This window comes from Streptomyces sp. (genome assembly GCF_050698815.1).
Lineage (GTDB): Bacteria > Actinomycetota > Actinomycetes > Streptomycetales > Streptomycetaceae > Streptomyces.
On sequence record NZ_JBOHCV010000442.1, the window covers coordinates 1 to 25,342 of the forward strand.

Consider the following 25,342-nt stretch of genomic DNA (forward strand, 5'->3'; position numbering starts at 1 on the left):
GCCGGGGCCTCCGGGCCCGCCGCCGGGGCGGCGGTGCATTCGCGCGGCGGCAGCGCCGATGGGCGCGGCCCCGTGCCGTGTCGGCATGGCGCCGAGATTGTTGCGGGTGCCGGTGACGACATATCCCTTGACGCCGCCCGCGAGGGCGTTGCGTACGGCGCCGATGTCGTCGGCGGCCGAGAGGGCCAGGCCGTTCGGCCAGCCCGCGGCTCGGGTCTCGGACAGCAGGCTGAGGCCCGAGCCGTCCGGCAGGTGGACGTCGGCCACGCAGATGTCGCGTGGGTTGCTGACTCGGGGACGTGCCTCCGCGATCGACGACGCCTCGATCACGTCCCGGACGCCGAGAGCCCAGAGGTGACGGGTCACGGTGGAACGGACGCGGGGGTCGGCCACGACGACCATGGCCGTCGGTTTGTTCGGGCGGTAGGCGACCAGGCTTGTGGGGTGCTCAAGGAGAACAGACACCGGGCCTCCGAGGGCTGGCTGCGGACGGAACTGTTCCGGTGACCGTGCGGGCTGAGCCGGGTGTTCCGTGTGGAAGGGTCACAGAATCCTTCGGCAGGTCGTGGGCCCGGCTTTAGGAAATGATCACGAATCGGTGACCGATATTTCCCGAAATCACACAGTTGCTCGATGCGTGGTGAGGATGGTAGCGCCGCTTCACAGCGGCTGTGGGCCGCGCCGCTGCGGCAGGCTCACGACGGAGACCCCGTCACCGTTCTCCGGCGGCAGCCCCGCGCACTGGCACAGCAGCTCACTCCAGGCCGTGAGATGGGCCGCCAGGTCCGGCTCCGCGTCGGGGAGGGCCGGGTCCGCCGCCCGCGGGGTCCAGCTGGCGCGGATCTCCAGCTCGGTCTGTGGCGGGCGCTCGACGAGACCGCCGAAGAAGGACGAACCGGACCGGGTGACGGTCCCGCTCGGTTCCGTGTACACCGCCGACAACGTCTCCAGGGCGCCCGTCAGCCAGGACCAGGTCACCTCGGGCAGCAACGGGTCACCGGCCATCTCCGGTTCCAGATCGGTGCGGCTGAGGGTGACGACACGGAAGGTGCCCTGCCACGGTTCCTGGCCCGCCGGGTCGTGCAGCAGCACGAAGCGGCCGTCCGCGAGCTCCATCCCGTCGCCCTCGCCGTCCCCGCCGGTTTCTGTGACGGTGGCCGCCAGCGCGAAGGCGTAGGGCGCCAGGCGCTTGGGCGCGGGCAGCTCGGAGAGCTCCACCTCCGCCCGTGTGTGTGCGGCCTTCAGGGCGCTCACCGCGCGCCGGAAGGGCGGCGGGACGTCGTCGCCGCTGCCCCCCGAGCCGCCGGGGCCCTCCGTCATCTGTCGTCCTGCCGCTGCCATGCGCCGAAGAGTAGGGGGAAGCGGCGGCCCGTACGGGGAGGGACACTCGCAAGTGGCCGAGGAGTGATGGGTGTTGAGGCGGCGCCGGCGGCCGACCGCCGGGGATTGGCCGAGAACCGACGACGCGTGGCCGACGGATGACTCCCGGCGGCCGTCGGGGAGCGCCCGGTGCCCGAGCGTGCGGACGGCGGCAGGCGGCGGCCCGATCGGCGCGTGGGAGACTTCGGTGCGTGAGTACCGACCACCGCCCGCCGGGCCAGCCGACCAGCCTTCAGGATTCCGCCTTCCTCCGGGCGTGCCGCCGCGAGCCGGTGCCGCACACCCCCGTGTGGTTCATGCGGCAGGCCGGGCGCTCGCTGCCCGAGTACCGCAAGGTGCGCGAGGGCATCGGCATGCTCGACTCCTGCATGCGGCCGGATCTGGTCACCGAGATCACCCTGCAGCCCGTCCGCCGGCACGGCGTCGACGCGGCCATCTACTTCAGCGACATCGTCGTACCGCTGAAGGCCATCGGTGTCGACCTCGACATCAAACCGGGCGTCGGCCCGGTCGTGGAGAAGCCGATCCGTACGCGTGCGGACCTGGAGCAGCTGCGCCCCCTGGAGCCCGGCGACGTCGGCTACGTGACCGAGGCCGTCCGGCTGCTCACGCGCGAACTGGGCGACACCCCGCTGATCGGCTTCGCGGGCGCCCCCTTCACCCTGGCCAGCTATCTCGTCGAGGGCGGCCCGTCCCGCAATCACGAGCACACCAAGGCGCTGATGTACGGCGACCCCGAACTGTGGGCCGCACTGCTGGACCGGCTCGCCGGGATCACCGCCACGTTCCTCTCCGTACAGATCGAGGCGGGCGCCTCGGCGGTCCAGCTCTTCGACTCCTGGGCCGGTGCGCTCACCCCGGCCGACTACCGGCACTCGGTGCTGCCCGCCTCGGCGAAGGTCTTCGACGCGGTGGCCCACCACGGCGTGCCCCGCATCCACTTCGGCGTCGGTACGGGCGAACTGCTCGGCGCCATGGGCGAGGCGGGGCCCGAAGTCGTCGGCGCGGACTGGCGGGTTCCGATGGACGAGGCGGCGCGCCGGATCGGTCCCGGCAAGGCGGTGCAGGGCAACCTCGACCCGGCGGTGCTCTTCGCCCCCCGCGAGGCCGTCGAGACCCAGGCCCGGCGGGTCCTGGACGCGGCTCGCGGCCTCGAGGGCCACATCTTCAACCTCGGGCACGGGGTGCTGCCAGACACCGACCCCGAGGCGCTGACCCGGCTCGTGTCCTACGTGCACGAGCAGACGGCGCACTGAGCGGGCGGCGGGCGGCGGGCGAGCGGGCGGCAGGCGAGCAGAGTCCGCTCTACTGCCGGCTCTGCTCGCGTACCGCCGCCGTCGCCCTGCGCGCCGCAGTCAGTACCGGGTCCCACACCGGGGAGAAGGGCGGCGCGTAGCCCAGGTCCAGATACATCACCTGTTCGACGGTCAGTCCGGCGGTGAGGGCGACCGCCGCGATGTCCACCCGCTTGCCGGCACCCTCGCGCCCGACGATCTGCGCGCCCAGCAGCCGCCCGGTGTCCTGCTCGGCGAGCAGCTTCACCTTCATGGGCTCGCTGCCGGGGAAGTAGCCGGCGCGGCTCGTCGACTCCGCGGTCGCGGTCACGAACCGCAGCCCCGCCGCCGTCGCCTGCCGCTCCAGCAGCCCGGTGCGGGCGATCTCCAGGTCGCAGACCTTGCTGACCGCGGTGCCGACGACGCCGGGGAAGGTGGCGTACCCGCCGCCGATGTTCGTGCCGATGACCTGTCCGTGCTTGTTCGCGTGCGTGCCCAGCGGGATGTGCCGGCTGCCGCCCGAGACGAGATCGGTCACCTCGGCGCAGTCGCCGCCGGCCCAGATGTTCTCCCGCCCGCGCACCCGCATCGCCAGGTCGGTCGGCAGACCGCCGGACTCGCCCAGGGGCAGGCCCGCTGCCCGGGCGAGCGAGGTCTCCGGGGCCACGCCCAGCCCGAGCACCACCACGTCGGCGGGGTAGGCGGTGTCGTAGGTGGCGACCGCGCATGCCCGCCCGTCCTCATCCGTCTGGACGGCCGTCACGGCGGCACCGGTCACCACCTCCATGCCCATGCCGCACATCGCCTCCCGCACCAGCCCGCCCATGTCCGGGTCGAGCGTCGTCATGGGCTGCTCGGCCTGGTCCAGCACCGTCACCGCGTAGTCGCGCCGGATCAGCGCCTCGGCCATCTCCACGCCGATGTAGCCGGCACCGATGACAACCGCGCGGCGCCGGCGGGCCCCGCCGCCCTCGTGCCCACCGGCGCCTGTTCCGGCGTCCGTTTCGATCGCCTCCAGCGCGTCCAGCAACGCCTGGCCGTCGGCAAGGGACTGGACGCCGTACACGCCTTCGGCGTCGATGCCGGGCAGCTCCGGGCGCAGTGGCCGGGCACCGGTCGCGATGACGAGTTCGTCGAAGCCGGTCCATTGCTCCCGCCCGCCGCCCGGCACCTCGCGGGTACGCACCCGCTGCTCCTCGAGGTCGATCCCGGTGACCTCGGTGCGCATCCGCAGGTCGATGCCGCGGTCGCGGTGCTGCTCGGGCGTACGGGCGATCAGGTCGTCCCGCCCTGGGACGACGCCGCCGACCCAGTAGGGAATTCCGCACGCCGAGTAGGAGGAGAAGTCGCCGCGTTCGAAGGCGATGATCTCCAGCTCGTCCGGGGCTCGCAGCCGGCGGGCCTGCGAGGCGGCCGTCATTCCCGCCGCGTCACCTCCGATGACCACCATCCGTCGCGCAGCCGCCATACCCGTGCTCCCTCCGTCGTGGTCGCCGTCCTGGTGGTCCTGGCCGGGTGGTACCCCCGGCTCGCTGATCCACTCTCCATCGCGCACCAGGCCGGCGGTGCCCGGCGGTGCCCGGCGGTGCCCGGCGGGGCTCTGGGAGAGTGGAGCCATGCGCGTGATCGTGATCGGCGGCGGTATCTCCGGGCTGGCCGCGGCCCATCGGCTGCTCGCCGGCGGCGCCACCGTGACCGTGCTGGAAGCGACCGGCCGGCTGGGGGGCAAGCTGCTCGTGGGTGACGTGGCGGGGTCCGCGGTGGTCGACCTCGGTGCGGAATCGATGCTGGCGCGGCGCCCCGAGGCGGTGGACCTGGCGCGCGCCGTCGGGCTGGGCGAAGCGCTGGGACCGCCGACGACCGCGAGCGCCGCCATCTGGTCGCGCGGTGAACTGTGCGCGATGCCGAAGGGTCATGTGATGGGCGTGCCCGGTGATCCGGGCGCGCTGCGCGGGCTGCTCTCGGCGGCCGGTCTGGCCCGGGTCGCCGAGGACGCCCGGCTGCCGCGTACGGAGGTCGGCGAGGACGTCGCGGTCGGCGAGTACGTCGCCGCGCGGCTCGGCCGTGAGGTCGTCGACAGGCTGGTCGAGCCGCTGCTGGGCGGGGTGTACGCCGGCGACGCGTACCGGATCTCGATGCGGGCCGCGGTGCCCCAGCTCTACGAGGCGGCACGTGCCGAGCGCTCATTGCTGTCGGGTGTACGTGAGTTGCAGGCCCGCGCGCCGGCCCGCGCCGCGGAGGCCCCGGTGTTCATGGGGATCGAGGGCGGCGTCGGGCGGCTGCCGGATGCGGTGGCGGACGTCTGCCGGGCAGCCGGCGCGGAGATCCGCACGGGGGCGCCCGTACGGACCCTGCGCCGCCTCGCGTCCGGCCCGGGTGCGCCGGCCGGCGGCTCCCGCTGGCAGGTCGACACCGGGAACGGCGCCGCGCTGGAGGCCGACGCGCTCGTCCTCGCGGTGCCCGCGCCGCAGGCCGCGCGGCTGCTGGCGGACGCGGCGCCGCCGGCGGCGGCCGAACTGACCGCCGTCGAGTACGCGTCCATGGCGCTGATCACGATGGCCTTCCGGCGCGCCGACCTGGAGCGCGCGCCGGAAGGCAGCGGATTCCTGGTGCCGCCGGTGGACGGCCGCACCATCAAGGCGGCCACCTTCTCCAGTAACAAGTGGGGCTGGGTGGCGGCCCAGGACCCGGACCTGTTCGTGCTGCGCACCTCGGTCGGCCGGTACGCGGAGGAAGCCGTACTGGAGCACGAGGACGCCGGGCTGGTGGAGCTGTCGCTGCGCGACCTGGCGGCGGCCACCGGGCTGTCGGCCCGGCCGGTGGACTCCCTGGTCACCCGCTGGAGCGGCGGGCTGCCGCAGTACCCGGTCGGTCATCCGGACCGGGTGGAACGCATCCGCGCGGGCGTCGCCCGGGTGCCCGGACTGGCGCTGTGCGGGGCCGCGTACGAAGGCGTCGGCATCCCCGCCTGCATCGCGAGCGGACAGCGCGCGGCGACGGAGACCCTCGCGCGGGCGGATCCGGAACGCGCGCGAGAATAGAGCCATGACTGCTGCACCGGAGAAGACCCCCAACGCGGGCAAGAAGGCCAAGGACCTCAACGAGGTCGTCCGATACACCCTGTGGTCGGTCTTCCGGCTGCGTGACGTGCTGCCCGAGGACCGCGCCGGCTACGCGGACGAGGTGGAGGAGCTGTTCGGACAGCTCGAGGCGAAGGACGTCGTGGTGCGCGGCACCTATGACGTCTCCGGGCTGCGCGCCGACGCGGACATCATGATCTGGTGGCACGCGGAATCCTCCGACGCCCTCCAGGACGCCTACAACCGCTTCCGCCGCACGAAGCTGGGGCGGGCCCTCGCGCCGGTCTGGTCGAACATGGCGCTGCACCGGCCCGCGGAGTTCAACAAGTCGCACCTGCCGGCCTTCGTGGCCGGCGAGGAGCCGCGCGCGTACGTGAGCGTCTACCCGTTCGTGCGCTCCTACGAGTGGTATCTGCTGCCCGACGAGGACCGCCGCCGGATGCTCGCCGACCACGGCAAGATGGCCCGCGGCTTCCCGGACGTGCGGGCCAACACCGTGCCCGCCTTCTCGCTCGGCGACTACGAGTGGATTCTCGCCTTCGAGTGCGACGAACTGCACCGCATCGTCGACCTCATGCGGCACCTGCGCGGTTCGGAGGCGCGGCTGCACGTACGGGAAGAGGTGCCCTTCTACACGGGGCGGCGCAAGCCGGTCGCGGAGCTGGTGGCCGGACTGGTCTAGTGCCGCCCGGTGCCCGGTGCGCCCCGTTGCCGGTCAGTGGTATCCGGGCTTCGGCGCCGGACGGGCGGCGCACTCGGCGGCGCGGCCCGGCGTCTTGCCGTCCAGGAGATACGCCGTCAGATGCCGGTCGGCGCACGCGTTGCCGTCGGCGACGCCGTGCGTGCCCCCGCCCCTCTCGGTGACCAGTGAGGAGCCGGACAGCCGCTTCCAGGTCTCCACCGCACCCGTGTAGGGGGTGGCCGCGTCGCGGGTGGAGGCCAGCAGCAGCACGGCCGGCAGCTCGCCGGGACCGGTGCCGACGTCGAGGGGCCGGGACTGACGGCCCCGCCAGTAGGCGCACGGGAGGTTCATCCAGGCGTTCTCCCAGGTGTTGAACGGAGCGCGGCGGGCCAGCGCCGTGTTGTCGCGGTCCCAGCGTGACCACGCGCGCGGCCAGCGCGCGTCGGAGCACTGCACGGCGTTGTAGACGGCGTTGGCGTTCTCCGCCATGGCCGCTCCTCCGCGCTTCGGGGCGACCAGCCCCATCAGCGGCTGCGGATCGCCCCGGCGGAAGTCCGCGAGGGCTGCGGCGTAGCCGGCCCAGGCGCGGTCGTCGTAGGCGACGTCCAGGAAGCCGGCGAGCAGTTCCTTGGAGCCCACGTAGCGGCCTACCGAGCCGCCCACCGGCCTGCGGTCGACCGCGTCGCGCGCCCTGTCGAAGGTGCGCTGCACGGCGCGCGCGTTCCGGCCGAGCCGGTAACGGGAGTGGTGCTCGGCCACCCAGCTCTTCCAGTCGTGCCAGCGCCGTTCGAAGGCCGGGTTCTGGTCGAGGTTGGACTGGTACCAGATCTTGTCGGGGCTCGGGTCGACCACACTGTCGAGGACGAGGCGGCGCACGTGACCGGGGAAGAGGGTGGCGTAGACGGAGCCGACGTAGCTGCCCCAGGAGGCGCCGAGGTAGTTGAGCCGCCTGCTGCCCAGGGCGGCGCGCAGCACGTCGAGATCGCGGGCGTTGTCGGGAGTCGTGTAGTGGTCGAGCCGGTCGCCCTGCCGCTTGGCGCAGCCCCGGGCGTAGGCCGCCGCCTGCTTCCGCATCTTCCGCTTGAACGCGGCGGACGGCTCGCGCGGCGAGCGGGTCGGTCCGCGGCCGGCCTTCTTCGAGCCGCGGCACGTCAGCGGCGCGGAGCGGCCGACGCCGCGCGGGGCGTACCCGACGAAGTCGTACGCGCGGTTGAGCTTCTTCCAGACACCGCCCAGCATGGTGCCGAAGACGGGGAACGGCATGCCGCTGGAACCCGGGCCGCCGGGGTTGTAGAGCAGCGGGCCCTGCCGGTCCGCCGCGGGGCCGGTCGCGCGGCCCCGGCTGACGGTGAGCCTGATCTTCCTGCCGCCCGGCTCGGTGTAGTCGACGGGGACGGTGACCTTGCCGCACTGGACCGGCGCGTCGAGCTGCTCGACGGCCGGGCACTTCTTCCAGTCGATCCCGGTCGCCGCGGCCTCCGCTGCCGCCCTCGCGGCCCCGGCCGCTTCCCGTGCGCCCTGGCGGCGGAGCGGCGGGTCGCCGGGGGAGCTGCTGGCCGGGGCCACGCCGGTCGCCGTCAGCGCCAGGGCGGCGAGCGTGCCGTAGATCGCAGCTGCGCGCACGGAGTGCCTCGATCCTCTCGTGCCACGGGCGGTCGTTCCATGGTGTGATCGTCCGTGAGCGGTGAGTGACAAGGCGGATGCTCTGTGCGGGAGTTGGCGAAGTAAAGCACCACGGGGCGGTGTCGGGGTCAATGCGCCCGAAGCGGGGACCCCGGGGTGGGCCGTTCGATCTGTCCGCGATTTCCCGGCCCCTCCTTGCCTGCCTCAATCCCTCCCTGCCCGCGTCGACGGCGCGGGCAGGGAGGACGTGGCCGCTCAAGGGGAGCGCGTCGTACGGGCGTTGGTGTCCTCAGACCGGGCGTAGCCGACAGCAGGCGGCGCACCCGGCCCGGGGGCAGCGGCCCCGGGCCGGACCGTTCCAGCCACCAGCGGCGCAGCCGCCTGCGGGTGCGGCGGTCACCGGCAGGCCCCTCGGCCAGCAGCTGTGCCACGAAGTCGAGCGCGTCACGCCGGTAGCCGCCCGTCATGGGCCGGCCGCGCGCGTACGCGAAGAACGCCGAGCGGAATCTCTTCTCTCCCAGAATGACCGGCAGTTCGGGCGCTACCTTCGCCACGACGTCGGCCCGCTTGCCGGTCAGCGCCCGGCTCTGTACGGCCAGCCGGTCCTGGTCGAAGCCCGCCGGTACCGGTCCGCCGGCGACCAGCGCGGCCAGCAGCCCCGCCTGTGCCTGCCCGAGCCGCGTCCGCGCGGCGGTGGTGTCCACCGGCTCAGCCGTTCTCAGGGGCGGTGCAGCGTACAGCGCTTCGCGCGCCGTCGTGGCGGAGGACCGACCGTATGGTCTCCAGCTCACCGGCGAGTTCGGCGACCGGCGGGAAGTTCTCGTCCCGCTCCAGCAGCACACCGGGCGGCGTCGTACGGGCGCACAGCTGCGCCAGCACGTCCAGCACAGGCCGCGTCACAGGGTGACCGTGACTGTCGTGCCAGACGCCGTCACGCTCGACGCCGCCCGCCACGTGCACGTAGGCGAGCGCGTCCAGCGGCAGCGTGTCCAGTGCGACGGCTGGGTCCTCGCCCCGGTTGACGTGGTTGGTGTGCAGGTTGGCGACGTCGATGAGGAGGCGCACGCCCGTACGATCCACCAGCTCGGTCAGGAACCGGCCCTCCGTCAGCTCTTCGCCCGGCCAGTTGACGAGTGCCGCGATGTTCTCCAGTGCCAGCGGCACGGGCAGCGCCTCCTGCGCGATGCGGATGTTCTCACAGAGCACGTCGAGCGCGTCCCGGGTGCGTGGTACCGGCAGCAGGTGGCCCGCCTCCATCCGGGGCGTCCCGGTGCCCGGCCCCCCGGCACGTACGAAGGCGATGTGCTCGCTCACCAGTGGTGCCCGCAGCGCCTCGGCGCGCTCCGCGAGGGCCGTCAGCCGCTCCGGGGCCGGGCGCTCCGCCCCGCCGAGACCGAGCGACACCCCGTGCGGCACGACAGTGGTGCCCCGCGCCCGCAGTCGCTCCAGCGCGTCGGGAAGGTGACCGGGACACAGGTTCTCCGCCACCACCTCGACCCAGTCGATGCCCGGCAGCGAAGCGATCCCGTCCGCGATCTCGGGCCGCCAGCCGATGCCGGTGCCCAGCCGCACCGGGCTGCCCGTCCCCTCCATGCGCGGGCCTCCTCCCCGTAGTCCTGCGGGATTCCTGCCACGGATGGGCGCGGCGAACCCCGCAAGACCCTGGTTCAGAGCCGGACTTGAGCTTTCGGGCCGCCCCCGGGTCACCGCCACGCCGGCCACGGCGCCGGCCCGCGCGGCGGTGGACCGCCGGGGACAGCCGGGAGAGGTTCTAGTGCTGCCAGGGGCCCGTCACGGCGAACGTCGTGCCCGGGTCGTAGCAGTTGACGAACATCGTCCGGCCGTCCGGCGAGAAGGTCACCCCGGCGAACTCGCCCCACGCCGGCTTTTCCGGCGTGCCGATGTTCTGCCGGTTCCCCGCCATCGGGTAGACGGTGCCGTGCCTGGTCAGCCCGTAGACGTGCTGCGCGCCCTCGCCGTCCTCGCAGACCATCAGCCCGCCGCTCGGCGCCAGACAGATGTTGTCCGGCTCCTCGCCCGGCATTTGCAGATCGGTGTCCGGGCCGAAGACGATGACGAGCGTCAGCTTCTTGTGCTTGGGGTCGTAGCGCCAGATCTGCCCGAAGTGGTCGGCCTGCGAGCCGTCCGCGCTCTTGGCGAAGCTGGAGACGAAGTAGACGCTCCTGCCACCCCAGTAGCAGCCCTCCAGCTTCTGGGCGTGCGTGATGCCGCCCTTCCCGAAGTCCTGGAAGCGGATGGCGGTCTCCTTGGCGAGCGGATCGGGTACGTCGACCCACTCGATGCCCTCATAGGTCGCGCCCGGCTCCTGTGCGACCGACAGGTCCGGCAGGCCCGGCACCCGCATGGCCTGCAGGGTGCCGCCCGCGTGCAGGGAACCGTAGCCGCCGCGGGGCTTTTCCGGCAGGAAGCGGTAGAAGAGCCCGAACGGCTTCTCGAAGGCGTCCTCGGTCTCGTAGACCACGCCGTTGTGAGGATCGAACGCGACGGCCTCGTGCTGGAAGCGGCCCATCGCGGTCAGCGGTTCGGTGGAGGTGGGCCGGTCACGCTGGAAGCCGACCTCGAAGACGAAGCCGTGGTCCTTGGTGTGGCCCCCCTCGCCGGCCTTGAACTCGGTCTCCTCGCAGGTCAGCCAGGTGCCCCACAGACTGGGGCCGCCCGCGCAGTTCGTCGAGGTCCCGGCGATACCGACCCGCTCCCGCAGGACGTCGTTGTGCCGGTCCAGCTCCAGTACGGTGCAGCCGCCCTTCGCCTCGGGGTCGTAGGTGAGCCCCTTCACGGTGGGGACGCCCAGCTCGGCGTTCATCCGGTTCTCGTGGTTGCGTACGAGCCACGTCGAGCCGTGCCGGCTGTCCTGCCCCGACTTGCCGTGGCCGCCGGCGAAGGCCGCCATCCCGTCGAAGTTGCTGGGTACCTTGCCCTCGCCGGACCGCAGTTCGTCGCCCTCGCGGGAGAGGATCTTGTAGCGGAAACCCTTGGGCAGGTCGAGCACGCCGTCCGGGTCGGGGACGAGGGGTCCGTAGCCCGTACGGCCGCCCGTGCCCTGGGCCGCGGCGGTTCCGGTGAACAGCTCCGAGAGAGCGCCGGAGAAGGCGATGCCCGCTCCCAGCGCGCCTGATCTCGCCAGTACTTGACGTCGTGTCGTGGTCATCGCACAACTCCCTGTTGGTGGCCAGGTGACCACGCGTGTCTACCACGCGGATGGGTGTACGAGCACTAGGCGCGACGCCGGTATCTACGCGCGTACGAGCTCTTTGCCGTCGCGAGCGAGGGCGGTGAGCCGGGAGATGGCGCGGAAGTACTTCTTCCGGTAGCCGCCCCTGAGCATCTCTTCGCTGAAGAGCTGATCGAAGGGCGTGCCCGCGGCGAGCACCGGCACCTCCCGGTCGTAGAGCCGGTCGGCGAGCACGACCAGCCGCAGCGCCGTCGACTGGTCGGGCACCGGCGTCACCCCGGTCACGCACAGCGCCCCGATGCCGTCGGCCAGCGCGCCGTACCGGCTCGGGTGGACCCTGGCGAGGTGCTGGAGGAGGTCGGGGAAGTCGTCGAGGGAGGCGCCGGGCGTGTGGTGGGCGGCGCGGGTGACCTCGTCCCGGGCGGCGGGTTCGGGGGCGGCGGGGAGGCCGCGGTGCCGGTAGTCCTCACCGTCGATACGCAGGGCGCGGAAGTGGGCGGAGAGGCCCTGGATTTCGCGGAGGAAGTCGGCGGCGGCGAACCTGCCCTCACCGAGCTTGCCGGGCAGTGTGTTGGAGGTGGCGGCCAGCGCCACCCCGCGCTCGACGAGGCGGGCCAGCAGGCTGGAGACGAGGACGGTGTCGCCGGGGTCGTCCAGTTCGAATTCGTCGATGCACAGCAGCCGGTGATCGCCGAGGGTGCGGACCGTCTGCTGGAAGCCGAGCGCGCCGACCAGATGGGTCAGTTCGACGAAGGTGCCGAAAGCCTTGCGCTCGGGGGGTGCCGCGGTGGTGTGCCAGATCGAGGCGAGCAGGTGCGTCTTGCCGACGCCGTAGCCGCCGTCGAGGTAGATCCCGCGGGGACCTGCCGGGACCTTCGCTCCGGCCGCCCGCCGGAACCACCGCCTCCGGCCGCCGGCCGTCCCGCTGTCGGCGCTGGCGCCGAGCCCGTCGGCGAAGGACCGCAGCACCCGCACGGCCTCGGTCTGGCTCGGCTGATCCGGGTCCGGCACGTAGGTGTCGAACCGGACGGCGTCGAAGCGCGGCGGCGGCACCATTTCCGCGACCAGGCGCTCGGCGGGTACGTGCGGCTCACGTGCGCACAGCGAGAGCGGGGTGGCCGGCACGGCGGCGGAGCCCTGATCGGTGGGGCCGGCGGAGGGGGAGGACACGCCCTTCATGTTAAACGGAGGTGGAAGGTGGCTTCCGGCGCGGTCGCCGGGCCGGTGTCCTGTGGAGGGCCCGCGAGCCGGGCGTGCCACACTGCGCTCCATGCGACGCCTGTTCCCCTCACCTCCCGGTCCGGCCGAGCCCGACGACGGGCAGTGGAGCATCGACGCGCTGGCCGAGGCATACGCCTATCCGGACGGCGGCGAGGTGTGGCTGCGCGCCAACATGGTCTCCTCGCTCGACGGCGCCGCACACCATGAGGGGCGCTCGCAACCCCTCTCGTCCGAGGCGGACATGCGCGTCTTCGGCGTGCTGCGTGGCCTGGCGGACGCGGTCGTTGTGGGGGCGGAGACCGTGCGCAAGGAGGGGTACCGGCCCGCCCGCGAGCGCGAGGCGTTCGCCCGCCGGCGCGCGGCGGCCGGGCAGGGCCCCGCCCCCGCCATCGCCGTGGTCAGCGCCCGCCTCGACCTGGACTTCTCGCTGCCGCTGTTCACCCGGCCGCTGGTGCCGACGATGGTGGTGACCGGTGCCACCGCCCCCGCCGACCGGGTGGCCGCCGCCCGGGAGGCGGGCGCCGAGATCGTCTTCGCGGGCGAGGGTGCGGTGGTCGAGCCGTCCCGGGTGCCCGGCGCGCTGGCGGAGCGTGGGCTGCGCCGGCTGCTGACGGAGGGCGGCCCGCGGCTGCTCGGGCAACTGGTGGCGGGCGACGTGCTGGACGAGCTGTGCCTGGCTCTCGCGCCGCGCCTGGTGTCGGGCGACGCGCCGCGGATCGTGAACGGGCCGGGGCTGGAGGTGCCGGTGGACTTCCGGCTCGCGGGGATGGTGGAGGAGGACGGATTTCTGTTCACCCGCTATCAGCGCATCCGGCCATCGGCGGAATAGATCGTTCCGGATATTGTCGGGTGGGCAGACCGGTAGGCGGCACCCCGCGGACGCGGGGGAGGCAGGATGTAGGAGACGGAGCCCGTCGGGCTCCACGTGGGAGAAGGGCACCGCCGTGTTCACGACAGTACTGATGATCGAGAAGCCGCTGGTGTCCGAGGATGTGGAACTCGTTACGACGTTGCACGGCGACGAGCCGGTTTCCTTCGTCGTGCTGATACAGCCTCGTGGCGACCGGGACCGGCTGCTGAGAGCCCTGGACGATGTCGCGCTCGGCGAGCTGGATGAAGCCGTGCGCGAGGGGCGCGAGCCGGAGGACGGCGAAGCGCTGCAGCCCGCCGCGCTGGCCCTGGAGCGCTCGCTGGCGATGCTGCGGTCGGCGGGCGCGGAGGCCGAGGGCGAGGTCATCGAGGAGCATCCGCTGGATGTGCTCACCGCCGTCGTCGAGCGGGCGGGCGCCGATGAGGTCATCGTGCTGACGGCGCCGCACCTGGTCGAGGAGTTCTTCCACCGGGACTGGGCCACCCGGGCCCGGCACAAGGTGGGCGTCCCGGTGCTGAAGCTGTTCGCACACACCGAGTAGGTGAGGGGGGCGGGCAGGCGCGGCACCCGTGCCCATAGGCTGAAGAGTTCGAGCCGCCGCGCCCAACGAGCAGTCGAGAGTTACGAGTACGAGCCCAGGAGACACCGCATGTCAGCCCCCCCGCCCCGCCCGACCGTTCCGGCGGCCGAACTGTCCCGGCCGGTCCTGGACCGCCCGCACTTCATCGGGATCGGCGGTGCCGGGATGTCCGGCATCGCGAAGATCCTCACCCAGCGCGGCGCCCGGGTCCAGGGCAGCGACGCCAGGGAGTCGGCGACGGTGACCGCGCTGCGCGGGCTGGGCGCGACCGTGCACATCGGACACGACGCCGCGCACCTGGCGTCCGGCGCCACCGCGGTCGTCATCTCCAGCGCCATCCGCGCGGACAACCCGGAGCTGGTCGCGGCCACCGAACGCGGCGTGCCCGTCGTGCACCGTTCGGACGCCCTGGCCGCGCTGATGGAAGCGGCCCGGCCGCTCGCCGTCGCGGGCACCCATGGCAAGACCACCACGACGTCGATGCTCGCGGTCAGCCTGGGCGCGCTGGGCCTGGACCCGTCGTACGCGATCGGCGGTGACCTGGACGAGCCGGGCTCCAACGCGCACCACGGCCGCGGGGAGATCTTCGTCGCGGAGGCGGACGAGAGCGACCGCAGCTTCCACAAGTACGCGCCCGAGGTGGCGATCGTGCTCAATGTGGAACTCGACCACCACGCCAACTACGCCTCGCTGGAAGAGATCTACGAGTCCTTCGAGACCTTCGCGGACCGGGTACGCCCCGGTGGCACCCTCGTCGTCTCCTCCGACCACGAGGGTGCGCGCGAGCTGACCCGCCGGGTGCGCGCGAGCGGGAGCGTGCGGGTACGGACCTACGGCGAGGCTGCCGACGCCGACGTCCGGATCCTCGACGTCACCGCGCACGGCCTGACGAGCGAGACCACGGTGCTGCTCGACGGCCGCGAGCTCACCTTCGCCGTCTTCGTCCCCGGCAGGCACTACGCGCACAACGCGGTGGCCGCCCTCGTGGCCGGCACCGAGATGGGCCTGCCGGCCGACGAACTGACGAAGGCCCTGGGCACCTACACGGGCGTCCGCCGCCGCCTCCAGCTCAAGGGCGAGGCGAACAGCGTCCAGGTCATCGACTCCTACGCCCACCACCCGACCGAGATGAGCGCCGACCTCGAAGCCATCCGCGGCGGCGCGGCCGACGGGCGCGTCCTCGTCCTCTTCCAGCCGCATCTCTTCAGCCGCACCCAGGAGCTGGCCACCGAGATGGGGGCGGCTCTGGCCCTCGCCGACGCCTCCGTCGTACTCGACATCTATCCGGCCCGCGAGGACCCGATCCCCGGTGTCAGCAGCGCCCTCATCATCGACGCGGCCCGTGCGGCGGGCGCCGATGTGCGGCACGCGCCCGCCGGTCAGGAAGGCGCGGAGCTGGTCGCGGGAATGGCACGGCCGGGCGATCTCGTTCTGACGATGGGCGCGGGTGACGTGACGGAGCTGGGCCCGGAGATCCTCGCCCGGCTGCCGCGCTGACGGCCGCGACACCGCCCCGGGAAACGTACGAAGAAAGACGAAGGAGACCGCTCGTGCCGTACGAGATCGAGAAGCCGGAAGAGCAGTGGCGGGCCGAACTGGACCCGGACGAGTACCGGGTGCTGCGCGAGGCCGGCACCGAGGCCGCCTTCACCGGTGAGTACAACGACACCAAGACGACCGGCGTCTACAACTGCCGGGGCTGCGGGGCGGAGTTGTTCCGCTCCGACACGAAGTTCGAGTCCCACTGCGGCTGGCCCAGCTTCTACGACCCGGCCGACACCGATGCCGTGGAGCTGCTGGAGGACCGCTCGATGGGCACGGTCCGCACGGAGGTCCGCTGCGCCCGCTGCGGTTCCCACCTCGGGCATGTCTTCGAGGGCGAGGGCTACGCGACGCCGACCGACCAGCGTTACTGCATCAACAGCATCTCGGTCCGGCTGGCGCCCGCCGACAGCTGACCCGCCGGGGCCCGGGAATAGCCGGGAGGGGCTGGGCGGTTCGTGTGTACGGTGCACGAACTCGACGCTCCCCTCCCGGAGGCCATCCGTATGACCCAGGCTCATGCCCGCGCCCCCCGCCCGGCCGCCGAGAAGGGCCCGGGGAACCCGCTGCCGGCGGAGGCACCGGGAAGCGGGGCAGCGGGCATCCGGCGGGGAGTTGTGCCGGTGCTCGCCTTCGCGGGGATCTCCGTCGCGGTCATGCAGTCGCTGCTGGTGCCCGTAGTGGCCCGGCTGCCCGCGCTGTTGGGCACCACCACCTCCGACGCCGCCTGGGTGATCACCGCGACGCTGCTGTGCGGGGCGGTCGCCACACCGGTCATGGGGCGCCTCGGCGACCTCTACGGCAAGCGCCGCTTCATCCTCGTCAGCCTCGGGCTGATGGTGCTGGGCTCGCTGGTCTGCGGCTTCACCTCGTCGCTCGTACCCATGGTCGCCGGACGTGCCCTGCAGGGCTTCGGGATGGGTGCGATTCCGCTGGGCATCAGCATCCTTCGGGACGAACTGCCGCCGGACCGGCTCGGTTCGGCGATGGCGTACATGAGCTCCTCCCTCGGCGTCGGCGGCGCGCTCGGCATGCCGCTCGCCGCGTTCACGGCACAACACACCGACTGGCACGCGCTGTTCTTCGGCTCGGCCGGGCTCGGCGCGCTCGCCATGCTGCTGGTGGCGGTGCTGGTGCCGGAATCCGCGCTGCGTGCCCGGGGAGGTTTCGACGTTCTCGGGGCGCTCGGCCTGTCCGCCGGCCTGGTCGCTCTGCTGACGGCGATATCCAAGGGCGGTGACTGGGGCTGGAGCAGCGGGACCACCCTGGGTCTGTTCGCCGCCGCCCTGCTGGTCTTCCTGCTGTGGGGGTGGATGGAACTGCGCATCGCCGACCCGCTGGTCGATCTGCGTACCAGTGCCCGCCGTCAGGTGCTGCTGACCAACCTCGCCTCGATCACGGTCGGTCTGGCCTTCTACGTGTGCGTCCTGGTGCTGCCCCAACTGCTGCAGCTGCCCCGCTCGACCGGCTACGGGCTCGGACAGTCGATGGTCGTCGCCGGGATGTGCGTGGCGCCCATGGGCGTCTCGATGATGCTGGTCTCGTCGCTGTCGGCCCGCATCTCGGCCGCCCGCGGCCCGAAGGTCTCGCTGATGTCCGGCCTGGTGATCCTCGCGGTGGCCTACCTCTCGGGTACGGCCCTGATGGGCGCCGTGTGGCAGGTCGTGCTCACCACCGTCCTCATCGGTGTCGGCATCGGCATCGCCTACTCGGCGATGCCCGCGCTGATCATCGGCGCCGTACCACCCTCCGAGTCCGGCGCCGCGAACGGCCTGAACACCCTGATGCGTTCGATCGGCACCTCCGGCTCCAGCGCCGTCATCGGAGTCGTCCTGGCACGGATGACCAGCCCGCTGGGTGGCACTGCCGTGCCCGATCTGGACGGCTTCCGCACCTCGTTCCTCTTCGCGGCCGGCGCCGCTCTCACCGGACTGCTGATCGCCGCGTTCCTGCCGGGCAGGAACCGGGGAAGCGTCGCCGCCTGCTGACGCCGCCCAGGACGAAAACAGTTGGCGCCGGGGGAGGGGGAGGCCGGAGGATGGCGCACATGTTCGGAACCCTGCTGCCCTTTCTCGGCGCCTGTCTGCTGGTCGCCGCGTCGCCCGGCCCGAGCACGGTGCTGATCATCCGCAATTCGCTGCGCAGCCGCCGTGCCGGGCTGATGACGGTCCTCGGCAACGAGACGGGTGTCTTCATCTGGGGTCTGGTGGCGGCTTTCGGGCTGACCGCGCTGGTTGCGGCTTCGCAGGTCGCCTACGAGGTGCTGCGGTTCGGTGGAGCGGCGGTGCTGATCGTCTTCGGTGTGCAGGCCATCCGCTCGGCCCGGCGCGGCGGCGGCCTCGAACCGGCCCTGGGGGCGGGCACGGAGGCGGGCGATGATGCGGGCACGGAGGCGGGCACGCACCGGGAACCGGGATGGCGCTCGTACCGCTCCGGGCTGCTGCTCAACCTCGCCAACCCCAAGGCCGCCCTCTTCGCGATGTCCTTCCTCCCCCAGTTCGTGCCGGCGGGCGCGCCGCAGTTGCCGCTGATGGTGACGCTGGCCGCCGCCTGGGCGGTCTTCGAGGTGGGGTACTACGGCATGTATGTGTGGTTCGTCGGACGGCTGCGGCACGTGCTCGCCCGGGCCGGCGTACGCCGCAGGCTGGAACAGATCTCGGGCGGAGTGCTGCTCGTGCTCGGCGTCCGGCTGGCCCTGGCGGGCTGAACCCGCCAGGGCGCCGCACTCAGCCTGGTGTGCCTGGTTCCGGCGTCATGCAGTAGCGGTGCTGCACGATGGGGTAGCCCGCCTTGGCGAACGCGGCGGCCATCGGGGCGTTGCCCAGGTCCGTCGACGCGGCGATGGACTGCGCGCCCTCATCGACGAGTTGGCGGGTGCAGGCGGCGAGCAGGTCGTAGGCGTAGCCGTTCCCGCGCTGCCCGGGCACCACCCCGATGAAGCCGACCGCCGAGCCGCTGGGGATCCTGCCCGGCACGTGCAGACCGACCAGCGCCCCGTCCGGGGTGTGCGCCAGCCGCCACCACTCGCGTGGCGAGGCCAGCCAGCGGAAGTGCTCCAAATCCTCCCGTGCGGCCCGCTCGATCCCCTCGTCGGTGCTCCCGGCCGCCGCGACGGCCTGCCGCGCGTGTGCGTCGAGGGTGCCGTGCTGAAGGTCTCGCAGCACGTCCAGGAACACCTCGTCGTCCGGTTCCGGCCGGAAGACGAGCCGGTGCGGGTGCTCGGGCACGCCGCACTCCGTGGTCCACAGGTAGCGGAAGCGTTCGACGAGCGGACGGTAACCGGCCGTCGCCGCCGCGTCGATCCGGGCCTCGGCCGCCGCCCGTACCGCGGCGTTCGTGCGCCAGTCCGGCGGCAGCACGAGCTCGAACTCCGCCCGCAGCGGCGTCTCGCGCAACAGCCGTACGCCCGCCTCACGTTCACCGGGGGCGAAGTCGAACCAGTCCAGGATGACCGGCTTTTCGTCCTCGGGGCCCGCCCAGAAGGCGGCGCGGGCGACGACCTGGCCGTCGCGCAGCGCGACCCAGGTCCATTCGGGGCGGTACTCGCCACCCTCGCCGAGGGTCGCGTACGGGCGGCCGAGCAACGGCCGTCCGACCAGCCCGGGATCGGGGAGCGAGGTGAACACGGAGCGCGCTTCGGATTCGCCGAGCGCGCGGATGACCAGATCGGTGGTCATGGTGAAGGTCCTTCCGGAAGGCTGGTGCGCTCCCGGTCAGTACTGGGGTGACGCCCTGTGGACGGGGCGGGAGCGCGTGACGTCGAACGTGCGCATGGCTCTCGCCTCCTCTCCGCTGTATGGGCGTGGGGGAAATCTAACCCGCTGTCGGCAGGCGTGCACGCGCTTTTCCGGATGTCCTGGTTCGGCTACTGCCCGACGCCCGGCCTGGACAGGGGGTTTTGCCGTCCTGAGAATGCTGTCATGACCTCTCTCGAGTCCGGCGCCTACCCGCCGCGCCTGTCGGACGCGGACCGGGAGCGTGCGCTCGAGGTGCTGCGCGAGGGAGCCGCTCAGGGACGGATATCACAGGAGACGTTCCTGCACCGGACGGACGCCGTCCTGCACGCGCAGTGGCACGGGGAGCTGTACGCCGTCCTGCACGACCTGCCCGCGCGGCGGCCCCGCGGCCGGTGGTTCGTCTCGGTGGTGGCCCGCCTCTCGGCGTTCCCCGGAGCCATGCGCAAGGCATGGCAGTCCGAGCGGCTGCCGGAGCTGCTGCTGCCGACGTCCGCGCCGTACCCGTACTCGATCGGCCGCGCCCCCGGCTCGATGCTGCGGCTCAGCCACTACACGGTCTCCCGGTCGCACGCCCAGCTGCGCAGCACGGGGGACGGGTGGAAGCTGCGCGACCTCGGTTCCAGCAACGGGACGTGGGTCAACGGCAGCCGGGTGACCGGGTCGACGGGCGTGCGTCCGGGCGACGTGGTGCGGTTCGGTCAGATCGGTTTCCGGCTGGCGCTGCCCCGCACTACGCCACCGCCACCGCCACCGCACGCCTGATCCGCGGCCGTCGGCTCTCACGCGGGGCGCCGCAGCACCACCAGGCTGTGGTCGGTCAGCGTGATCCGGTCGCCCGCCTGCACCTTCCGGCCCTCGAGAGCCGAGGGCGGCTGCTCCAGCGCGGTGTCCACGACCAGGTGCCACTGCCGCCCCAGGCCGGCCGGGATGACGAAGTCCAGTGCCTGGTGGTGTGCGTTGAACAGCAGCAGGAAGGAATCGTCGCCGACCGGCTCGCCGCGTGGGCCGGGTTCGGAGATGGCGCTGCCGTTGAGGAAGACGGTCAGTGAATTCGGCTGCCCGGCCTGCCAGTCCCGCTGTGCCATGTCATCGCCCTCGGGTGTGCACCAGGCGATGTCGGGCAGTTCGTCCTGGGCGTCGGCACAGCGGCGCCGCCCGTTGAAGAAGCGCCGGCGCCGGAAGACCGGATGCGCGCGCCGGAGGCGGGCCATCTCACTGACGAAGGCGCACATGGCATGCGCCGGGTCGGCCTCTCCCGCGCTACCCGCGCCCGTCCCGCCGTCCGGCCAGTGCACCCAGGACAGCTCGCTGTCCTGGCAGTAGGCGTTGTTGTTGCCGTGCTGGGTACGGGCGAACTCGTCGCCGTGACTGAGCATCGGCACGCCCTGCGACAGCATCAGCGTCGCGGTGAGGTTGCGCATCTGGCGCCGTCTCAGCGCGAGCACCTCCGGGTCGCCGGTGACGCCCTCGCTGCCGCAGTTCCACGACCGGTTGCGGCTCTCGCCGTCCCGGTTGCCCTCGCCGTTGGCCTCGTTGCGCTTGTGCTCGTAGCTGACCAGGTCGTGCAGGGTGAATCCGTCGTGGCACGTGACGAAGTTGACGGAGGCCAGCGGGCGCCGGCCGTCGTGCTGGTACAGGTCGGAGGACCCGGTCAGCCGGGATCCGAACTCCGCGAGTGTGCGCGGCTCGCCGCGCCACAGATCCCGCACGGTGTCCCGGTAGCGGCCGTTCCACTCGGTCCACAGAGGCGGGAAGTTGCCGACCTGGTAGCCGCCTTCACCCAGGTCCCACGGCTCGGCGATCAGCTTCACCTGGCTGACCACCGGATCCTGCTGCACCAGGTCGAAGAAGGAGGAGAGCCGGTCCACCTCGTGGAACTGCCGGGCCAGCGTGGCCGCCAGATCGAAGCGGAAGCCGTCCACATGCATCTCGGTCACCCAGTAGCGCAGCGAGTCCATGATGAGCTGCAGGACGTGGGGGCTGCGCATCAACAGTGAATTACCCGTGCCCGTCGTATCCATGTAGTAGCGCGGATCGTCGGTCAACCGGTAATACGAGACATTGTCGAGCCCCCGGAAGGAGAGCGTGGGACCGAGGTGGTTGCCTTCCGCGGTGTGGTTGTAGACGACGTCGAGGATGACCTCGATCCCGGCCTCGTGCAGGGCGCGCACGGCGTGCTTGAACTCCAGCACCTGCTGGCCGCGGTCGCCCCAGGAGGCGTAGGAGCTGTGCGGGGCGAAGAAGCCGATGGTGTTGTAGCCCCAGTAGTTCACCAGCCCCTCGTCGGCCAGCCGGTGGTCGGTGACCGACTGGTGCACCGGCATCAGCTCCAGTGCGGTCACCCCCAGCGCCGAGAGGTGCTCGATGACGGCCGGGTGTGCCAGACCCGCGTACGTGCCGCGCAGCTCCTCCGGCAGCGCGGGGTGCAGCATCGTCAGGCCCTTGACGTGCGCCTCGTAGAGCACGGTGCGGTGGTATTCGGTCCGCGGCGGACGGTCGTCGCCCCAGTCGAAGTACGGATTGACCACCACGGACGCCATCGTGTGCGGGGCGGAGTCGAGGTCGTTGCGCTCCTCCGGGACGCCGAACCGGTAGCCGTAGACGGCCTCGTGCCAGTCGACGCGCCCACTCATCGCCTTGGCGTACGGGTCGAGCAGCAGCTTCGCGCTGTTGCAGCGCCGCCCCCGCCCGGGGGCGTACGGGCCGTGGACCCGAAAGCCGTACCGCTGGCCCGGCATCACCCCCGGCAGATACGCGTGCCGCACGAAGGCGTCCGACTCGCGCAGCTCGACCGCCGTCTGCGAGCCGTCATCGTGCAGCAGACACAGCTCGACGCGGTCGGCGGCCTCGGAGAAGAGCGCGAAGTTCGTCCCGGCGCCGTCGTAGGTGGCACCGAGGGGATACGCCGCTCCCGGCCAGACCTGCATGCGGTGGTCTCTTCCTGTCGCTGTCGCCCGCTGACTGCTGCACCGGCCAATCCTCGCCCGGCCGCCGCCTCCAGGACGCACCTGCGGGCCGGCTTCCCCCGTACGGACGTACGGGAGCCGGTCCGGGCGAGGCGCGCTGTGGGGGGTTCCGGCTGCGGCACCTGTGGGGCCGCAGTACCCTTCCTTGATCGCTCGACAAGATCCGGAAGGCGGTGCGCGGGTGGGTGCGGGAGGACGTGAACTCCCCCCAGGTGACAGCGGTGACGACGATGGCGGGGAGGCCACCGACGTTCCCGCGGGAGCGGTCTCCTTGGCGCGCCCCATGGAGATCGGCGCGGACCTCGACTGGGATGTGGACGCCTGGGCCGAAGTGCGCACGCGGGCACGGCGCGCCGGACGCGCCTACGTCTGGCTGAACCTCGTCGAGCAGCGGCTGCGCGCCGTCGTCGCCGCCGTGCTGCGCCCCATCTACGAGCCGGTGCACGGTTCCGAGTGGGTCATCGCCGCCGCGGGGCCGGCCGGGCAGGAGTGGGTGCAGCGGGCGGTGGCCGTACGGGAGGTGAGCCGTCGCAAGGGCTACTTGCTGGACCCCGCCGACGACAACGTCCTCTCCTTCCTCACCCTGCCCCAGCTGCGCGAGCTGATGGTGCAGCACTGGCCCTGTTTCGAGCCCTGGTTCGAGGAGCGCCGCGAGGTCGAACTCGCCCTGGACGAGCTGGAGGTGGCGCGCAGCGCCGTCGCTCGTAACCGCGCGCTCTCCGAGACCGTGCTCGCGCAGGCGGAGCGGATGTGCGCCCGGCTGCTGGAGCTGCTGGGCGCCTCCGGCGGTCAGGCGCCCTCCGCACACCGGCTGCGGGTCGACGCCGTGGAGGACCTGGTCGGTGAGCGCTTCGCGGATGTGGTCGGCGTCCACTCCGACCGGGTCCGGCTGCAGCGCCAGCTGCCCGCCGAGGACCTCTTCGGCGGGGCCCGGCGGCTGGACGCCATCGGGATAGGCCTGAACCTCCTGGTGCAGAACTACTCGGGCGCCCGGCTGATGAGGCTGGCCGGGTCCGGGTGCCGCGTACGGCTGCTCTTCCTCAATCCCGCGAGCAGCGCGGTGCGCCGCCGGGAGCGGGAACTGGGTCTCAAGAAGGGTGAGTTGAGCCGGACCGTCGAGACGAACATCCTGCACATGCGCCGGGTACGGGCCAGGCTGCGGGACACCGCCGCCTTCGAGATCCACGTCTTCGACGAGACGCCCCGCTTCTCCGCCTACCTGGTCGACGGGGACGGCGCCGACGGCCTCGCCGTCGTCCAGTCGTATCTGCGCCGGGTCCGGGGCATGGAGGCACCGGTGCTGGTGCTGCGCGGCGGCGGACGCGACCTGGTCCAGCGGCGTGCCGATCGTGGCCGGCCGCAGGACGGAGTGCATAGCCTCTTCGAGACCTACCGCGAGGAGTTCGAGACCGCCTGGAGTGACTCGCGCCAGGTGTCCTGAACACGTCTCCCGGTCCCGCGCGGGGGCTCTTCTAAGCTGCGGCGTATGACGACGTATGCGGCGCTGCTGCGGGGGATCAACGTGGGGGGCCACAAGAAGGTCCCGATGGCCGAGTTGAGGCAACTCATGACGGATCTGGGATGGACCGGTGTCCGTACCTATGTGCAGAGCGGCAACGCGGTGTTCAGCACGGACGAGGCCGGCGTCGGAGCCCGGCTGGAAGAGGCCATCGCCGGGCACTTCGGCTTCGAGGTGCGCTGTGTGGTGCGTACGGCACAGGAGCTGCGTGCCATCGCCGCCGCCTGCCCCTACCCGGCGGCCGAACTGGACCCGGCCAAGCTGCTGGTGCTTTTCCTCGAACGCACACCGGATCCGGGGTACTTCGGCTCCGTCGACGCGGCGGCCTTCGAGCCCGACACCTTCCGGCACATCGGCGATGTCGTCTACTGCTACTTCCCGGAGGGCATGGGCCGCAGCAAACTCCCCGCCGCGCTGGGCGCGTTGCGGCCCTCCGTGACGATGACAGGGCGTAACTGGCGGACGCTGCAGCGACTGATCGAGCTGACGAGCTGAGACGCCCGGAGCCGACGGACTTGATGTCCGAGCCGTCAAGGAGCCGGCCGCGCCGACGAAGCGATCTTGTCAACTTGAGGCGGTTCAGGGGGCTTTGCCGTGCCGATGGGGCGTTGCGTATGTCACAACGGCTCAGAGTGCTTGAGCTGAGCCGGTCGATCAGACAGTGTTTCGAGTCACCCGGGAGCGGATCATTACCGAGAAGTAACCGGGTGCGCACAGTGACATGAGAACCCCCCACCCTCACGAGGAGGACCCCTCGTCATGGCACTCAACACACCCAGCAGATCGGCGAAGTCGGCGAAACGGCGCCGGATCACCCTGGCGACCGGCGTCGCGGCCGCGGTGATCGGTGCGGCCACCCTGCTGACGATGCCCGCCGGTGCGGCCCCCGCCGAGGGCACCGTCTACGGCACCAACGCCAAGGGCGCGGTCGACGGCAGCTACATCGTCATGCTGAAGAGCGGCACGAGCGAGAACCGCATCACGGCGGCCGGCGACGGCGAGGAGCTCGCCAAGGAGTATGGCGGAAAGCTCAAGCGCTCCTACAAGGCCGCGCTCAACGGCTTCTCCGCCAACGGCCTCAGCGCGCAGGAGGCCAGGGAGCTGGCCGCCGACTCCAAGGTCGACAAGGTGGTGCAGAACCACACCTTCAAGGCGAGCGCGACCCAGGACAACCCGCCGTCGTGGGGCCTGGACCGCATCGACCAGGAGAAGACCGAGGGCGACAAGAAGTACACCTTCCCCGACAGTGCCGGTGAGGGTGTCACGGCGTTCGTCATCGACACCGGAGTCCGCATCACGCACAAGGACTTCGGCGACCGCGCCTCGCACGGTTTCGACGCCGTCGACGGTGACGACAGCGCGGACGACGGCCAGGGCCACGGCACGCACGTCGCCGGGACCATCGCCGGCACCGACCACGGTGTCGCGAAGAAGGCCAAGATCGTCGCCGTCCGGGTGCTGGACGACCAGGGCTCCGGCACCACCGAGCAGGTCGTCGCCGGCATCGACTGGGTCACCCAGAACGCGGTCAAGCCCGCCGTCGCGAACATGTCGCTCGGCGGCGGTGCGAACTCCACGGTCGACGCGGCAGTCAAGCGGCTGATCGCCGACGGCGTGGCCACCGGCGTGGCGGCGGGCAACGGCGACCGGCGGGGCCGCCAGCTGGATGCATGC

Annotated in this window: 21 protein-coding genes and 1 pseudogene; 13 read left to right on the forward strand and 9 right to left on the reverse strand. The window is 72.1% G+C overall.

The genetic code is table 11. The annotated features are described in order from the left end of the window. The coding region (locus ACRDP3_RS16065; RefSeq protein ID WP_431517635.1) for a response regulator at positions 1 to 465 on the reverse strand (465 nt) is incomplete at its 3' end. Positions 466 to 660: 195 nt separating this feature from the next. Next, positions 661 to 1,341: a DUF3000 domain-containing protein gene (locus ACRDP3_RS16070; protein ID WP_431517636.1), complete on the reverse strand. Its 681-nt coding sequence runs from the start codon at positions 1,339 to 1,341 to the stop codon at positions 661 to 663. A gap of 230 nt (positions 1,342 to 1,571) precedes the next feature. On the opposite strand from ACRDP3_RS16070, the gene hemE reads away from it, so the two are divergent. Further along, a complete protein-coding gene (gene hemE, locus ACRDP3_RS16075) occupies positions 1,572 to 2,636 on the forward strand; it encodes a uroporphyrinogen decarboxylase (RefSeq protein ID WP_431517637.1) in 1,065 nt (354 codons plus the stop codon). A 49-nt stretch (positions 2,637 to 2,685) separates the two neighbouring features. Here the strand turns inward: hemE and ACRDP3_RS16080 are convergent, their stop codons facing one another. Further along, positions 2,686 to 4,122 carry an FAD-dependent oxidoreductase gene (locus ACRDP3_RS16080; RefSeq protein WP_431517654.1) on the reverse strand — a complete coding sequence of 479 codons (1,437 nt, stop codon included), beginning with the start codon at positions 4,120 to 4,122 and terminating at the stop codon, positions 2,686 to 2,688. 148 nt (positions 4,123 to 4,270) lie between these two features. On the opposite strand from ACRDP3_RS16080, the gene hemG reads away from it, so the two are divergent. Next, positions 4,271 to 5,695 (forward strand): protoporphyrinogen oxidase, encoded by a 1,425-nt coding sequence (gene hemG / locus ACRDP3_RS16085; RefSeq protein WP_431517638.1) that lies wholly within the window; start codon positions 4,271 to 4,273, stop codon positions 5,693 to 5,695. A 4-nt stretch (positions 5,696 to 5,699) separates the two neighbouring features. Then, the gene (hemQ, locus tag ACRDP3_RS16090) at positions 5,700 to 6,416 is read left to right on the forward strand and encodes a hydrogen peroxide-dependent heme synthase (protein ID WP_431517639.1); all 717 of its coding nucleotides are present in this window, start codon (positions 5,700 to 5,702) and stop codon (positions 6,414 to 6,416) included. A 33-nt stretch (positions 6,417 to 6,449) separates the two neighbouring features. Here the strand turns inward: hemQ and ACRDP3_RS16095 are convergent, their stop codons facing one another. The 4 genes and pseudogenes from ACRDP3_RS16095 to zapE form a co-directional block, all read right to left on the reverse strand. Continuing rightward, entirely contained in the window at positions 6,450 to 8,039 is a 1,590-nt protein-coding gene (locus ACRDP3_RS16095) for an alpha/beta hydrolase (protein ID WP_431517640.1), read from the reverse strand. A 293-nt stretch (positions 8,040 to 8,332) separates the two neighbouring features. Beyond that, positions 8,333 to 9,632: pseudogene (locus tag ACRDP3_RS16100) on the reverse strand (DUF692 domain-containing protein); the annotation flags it as partial. A gap of 178 nt (positions 9,633 to 9,810) precedes the next feature. Further along, positions 9,811 to 11,208, reverse strand: a complete 1,398-nt coding sequence (locus ACRDP3_RS16105; protein ID WP_431517641.1) for an alkaline phosphatase PhoX — start codon at positions 11,206 to 11,208, stop codon at positions 9,811 to 9,813. Between the two features lie 84 nt (positions 11,209 to 11,292). Then, a complete protein-coding gene (gene zapE, locus ACRDP3_RS16110; protein WP_431517642.1) occupies positions 11,293 to 12,411 on the reverse strand; it encodes a cell division protein ZapE in 1,119 nt (372 codons plus the stop codon). Positions 12,412 to 12,502: 91 nt separating this feature from the next. Between zapE and ACRDP3_RS16115 the strand changes: the two genes are divergently transcribed. The 6 genes from ACRDP3_RS16115 to ACRDP3_RS16140 all read left to right on the forward strand — a co-directional run bounded on the left by ACRDP3_RS16115 (position 12,503) and on the right by ACRDP3_RS16140 (position 18,153). Further along, positions 12,503 to 13,282 (forward strand): pyrimidine reductase family protein, encoded by a 780-nt coding sequence (locus ACRDP3_RS16115; RefSeq protein ID WP_431517643.1) that lies wholly within the window; start codon positions 12,503 to 12,505, stop codon positions 13,280 to 13,282. A gap of 115 nt (positions 13,283 to 13,397) precedes the next feature. Then, complete coding sequence (locus tag ACRDP3_RS16120; RefSeq protein WP_431517644.1) at positions 13,398 to 13,865, forward strand: indole-3-glycerol phosphate synthase; 468 nt, start codon at positions 13,398 to 13,400, stop codon at positions 13,863 to 13,865. A gap of 108 nt (positions 13,866 to 13,973) precedes the next feature. Beyond that, positions 13,974 to 15,401, forward strand: a complete 1,428-nt coding sequence (gene murC / locus ACRDP3_RS16125) for a UDP-N-acetylmuramate--L-alanine ligase (protein ID WP_431517645.1) — start codon at positions 13,974 to 13,976, stop codon at positions 15,399 to 15,401. 53 nt (positions 15,402 to 15,454) lie between these two features. Beyond that, entirely contained in the window at positions 15,455 to 15,862 is a 408-nt protein-coding gene (gene msrB / locus ACRDP3_RS16130) for a peptide-methionine (R)-S-oxide reductase MsrB (protein ID WP_431517646.1), read from the forward strand. A gap of 90 nt (positions 15,863 to 15,952) precedes the next feature. Beyond that, positions 15,953 to 17,434, forward strand: coding sequence for an MFS transporter (locus ACRDP3_RS16135; RefSeq protein WP_431517647.1), 1,482 nt, complete (start codon positions 15,953 to 15,955; stop codon positions 17,432 to 17,434). Between the two features lie 59 nt (positions 17,435 to 17,493). After that, positions 17,494 to 18,153 carry a LysE family translocator gene (locus tag ACRDP3_RS16140; RefSeq protein ID WP_431517648.1) on the forward strand — a complete coding sequence of 220 codons (660 nt, stop codon included), beginning with the start codon at positions 17,494 to 17,496 and terminating at the stop codon, positions 18,151 to 18,153. 19 nt (positions 18,154 to 18,172) lie between these two features. On the opposite strand, the gene ACRDP3_RS16145 is transcribed toward ACRDP3_RS16140, so the two are convergent. Beyond that, on the reverse strand, positions 18,173 to 19,123 hold the full coding sequence (locus tag ACRDP3_RS16145; RefSeq protein WP_431517649.1) for a GNAT family N-acetyltransferase: 951 nt from the start codon (positions 19,121 to 19,123) through the stop codon (positions 18,173 to 18,175). A 243-nt stretch (positions 19,124 to 19,366) separates the two neighbouring features. On the opposite strand from ACRDP3_RS16145, the gene ACRDP3_RS16150 reads away from it, so the two are divergent. Then, positions 19,367 to 19,945 (forward strand): FHA domain-containing protein, encoded by a 579-nt coding sequence (locus ACRDP3_RS16150; RefSeq protein WP_431517650.1) that lies wholly within the window; start codon positions 19,367 to 19,369, stop codon positions 19,943 to 19,945. 17 nt (positions 19,946 to 19,962) lie between these two features. Here the strand turns inward: ACRDP3_RS16150 and glgX are convergent, their stop codons facing one another. After that, complete coding sequence (gene glgX, locus ACRDP3_RS16155; RefSeq protein WP_431517651.1) at positions 19,963 to 22,110, reverse strand: glycogen debranching protein GlgX; 2,148 nt, start codon at positions 22,108 to 22,110, stop codon at positions 19,963 to 19,965. A 220-nt stretch (positions 22,111 to 22,330) separates the two neighbouring features. Here glgX and ACRDP3_RS16160 point away from each other — a divergent pair, with 220 nt between their 5' ends. The 3 genes from ACRDP3_RS16160 to ACRDP3_RS16170 form a co-directional block, all read left to right on the forward strand. Beyond that, on the forward strand, positions 22,331 to 23,590 hold the full coding sequence (locus ACRDP3_RS16160) for an SAV2148 family HEPN domain-containing protein (RefSeq protein WP_431517655.1): 1,260 nt from the start codon (positions 22,331 to 22,333) through the stop codon (positions 23,588 to 23,590). Positions 23,591 to 23,635: 45 nt separating this feature from the next. After that, positions 23,636 to 24,163, forward strand: a complete 528-nt coding sequence (locus ACRDP3_RS16165; protein WP_431517652.1) for a DUF1697 domain-containing protein — start codon at positions 23,636 to 23,638, stop codon at positions 24,161 to 24,163. A gap of 264 nt (positions 24,164 to 24,427) precedes the next feature. After that, a partial coding sequence (locus ACRDP3_RS16170) for a S8 family peptidase (protein ID WP_431517653.1) occupies positions 24,428 to 25,342 on the forward strand: 915 nt, incomplete at its 3' end.

Excerpts from the sequence above, each read along its gene's own strand:
- ACRDP3_RS16070 (WP_431517636.1), bottom strand. The coding sequence starts at position 1,341 with ATGGCAGCGGCAGGACGACAGATGACGGAGGGCCCCGGCGGCTCGGGG.
- ACRDP3_RS16080 (WP_431517654.1), bottom strand. The coding sequence starts at position 4,122 with ATGGCGGCTGCGCGACGGATGGTGGTCATCGGAGGTGACGCGGCGGGA.
- hemG (WP_431517638.1), top strand. The coding sequence starts at position 4,271 with ATGCGCGTGATCGTGATCGGCGGCGGTATCTCCGGGCTGGCCGCGGCC.
- hemQ (WP_431517639.1), top strand. The coding sequence starts at position 5,700 with ATGACTGCTGCACCGGAGAAGACCCCCAACGCGGGCAAGAAGGCCAAG.
- ACRDP3_RS16105 (WP_431517641.1), bottom strand. The coding sequence starts at position 11,208 with ATGACCACGACACGACGTCAAGTACTGGCGAGATCAGGCGCGCTGGGA.
- zapE (WP_431517642.1), bottom strand. The coding sequence starts at position 12,411 with ATGAAGGGCGTGTCCTCCCCCTCCGCCGGCCCCACCGATCAGGGCTCC.
- ACRDP3_RS16115 (WP_431517643.1), top strand. The coding sequence starts at position 12,503 with ATGCGACGCCTGTTCCCCTCACCTCCCGGTCCGGCCGAGCCCGACGAC.
- murC (WP_431517645.1), top strand. The coding sequence starts at position 13,974 with ATGTCAGCCCCCCCGCCCCGCCCGACCGTTCCGGCGGCCGAACTGTCC.
- ACRDP3_RS16135 (WP_431517647.1), top strand. The coding sequence starts at position 15,953 with ATGACCCAGGCTCATGCCCGCGCCCCCCGCCCGGCCGCCGAGAAGGGC.
- ACRDP3_RS16140 (WP_431517648.1), top strand. The coding sequence starts at position 17,494 with ATGTTCGGAACCCTGCTGCCCTTTCTCGGCGCCTGTCTGCTGGTCGCC.
- ACRDP3_RS16145 (WP_431517649.1), bottom strand. The coding sequence starts at position 19,123 with ATGACCACCGATCTGGTCATCCGCGCGCTCGGCGAATCCGAAGCGCGC.
- ACRDP3_RS16150 (WP_431517650.1), top strand. The coding sequence starts at position 19,367 with ATGACCTCTCTCGAGTCCGGCGCCTACCCGCCGCGCCTGTCGGACGCG.
- glgX (WP_431517651.1), bottom strand. The coding sequence starts at position 22,110 with ATGCAGGTCTGGCCGGGAGCGGCGTATCCCCTCGGTGCCACCTACGAC.
- ACRDP3_RS16165 (WP_431517652.1), top strand. The coding sequence starts at position 23,636 with ATGACGACGTATGCGGCGCTGCTGCGGGGGATCAACGTGGGGGGCCAC.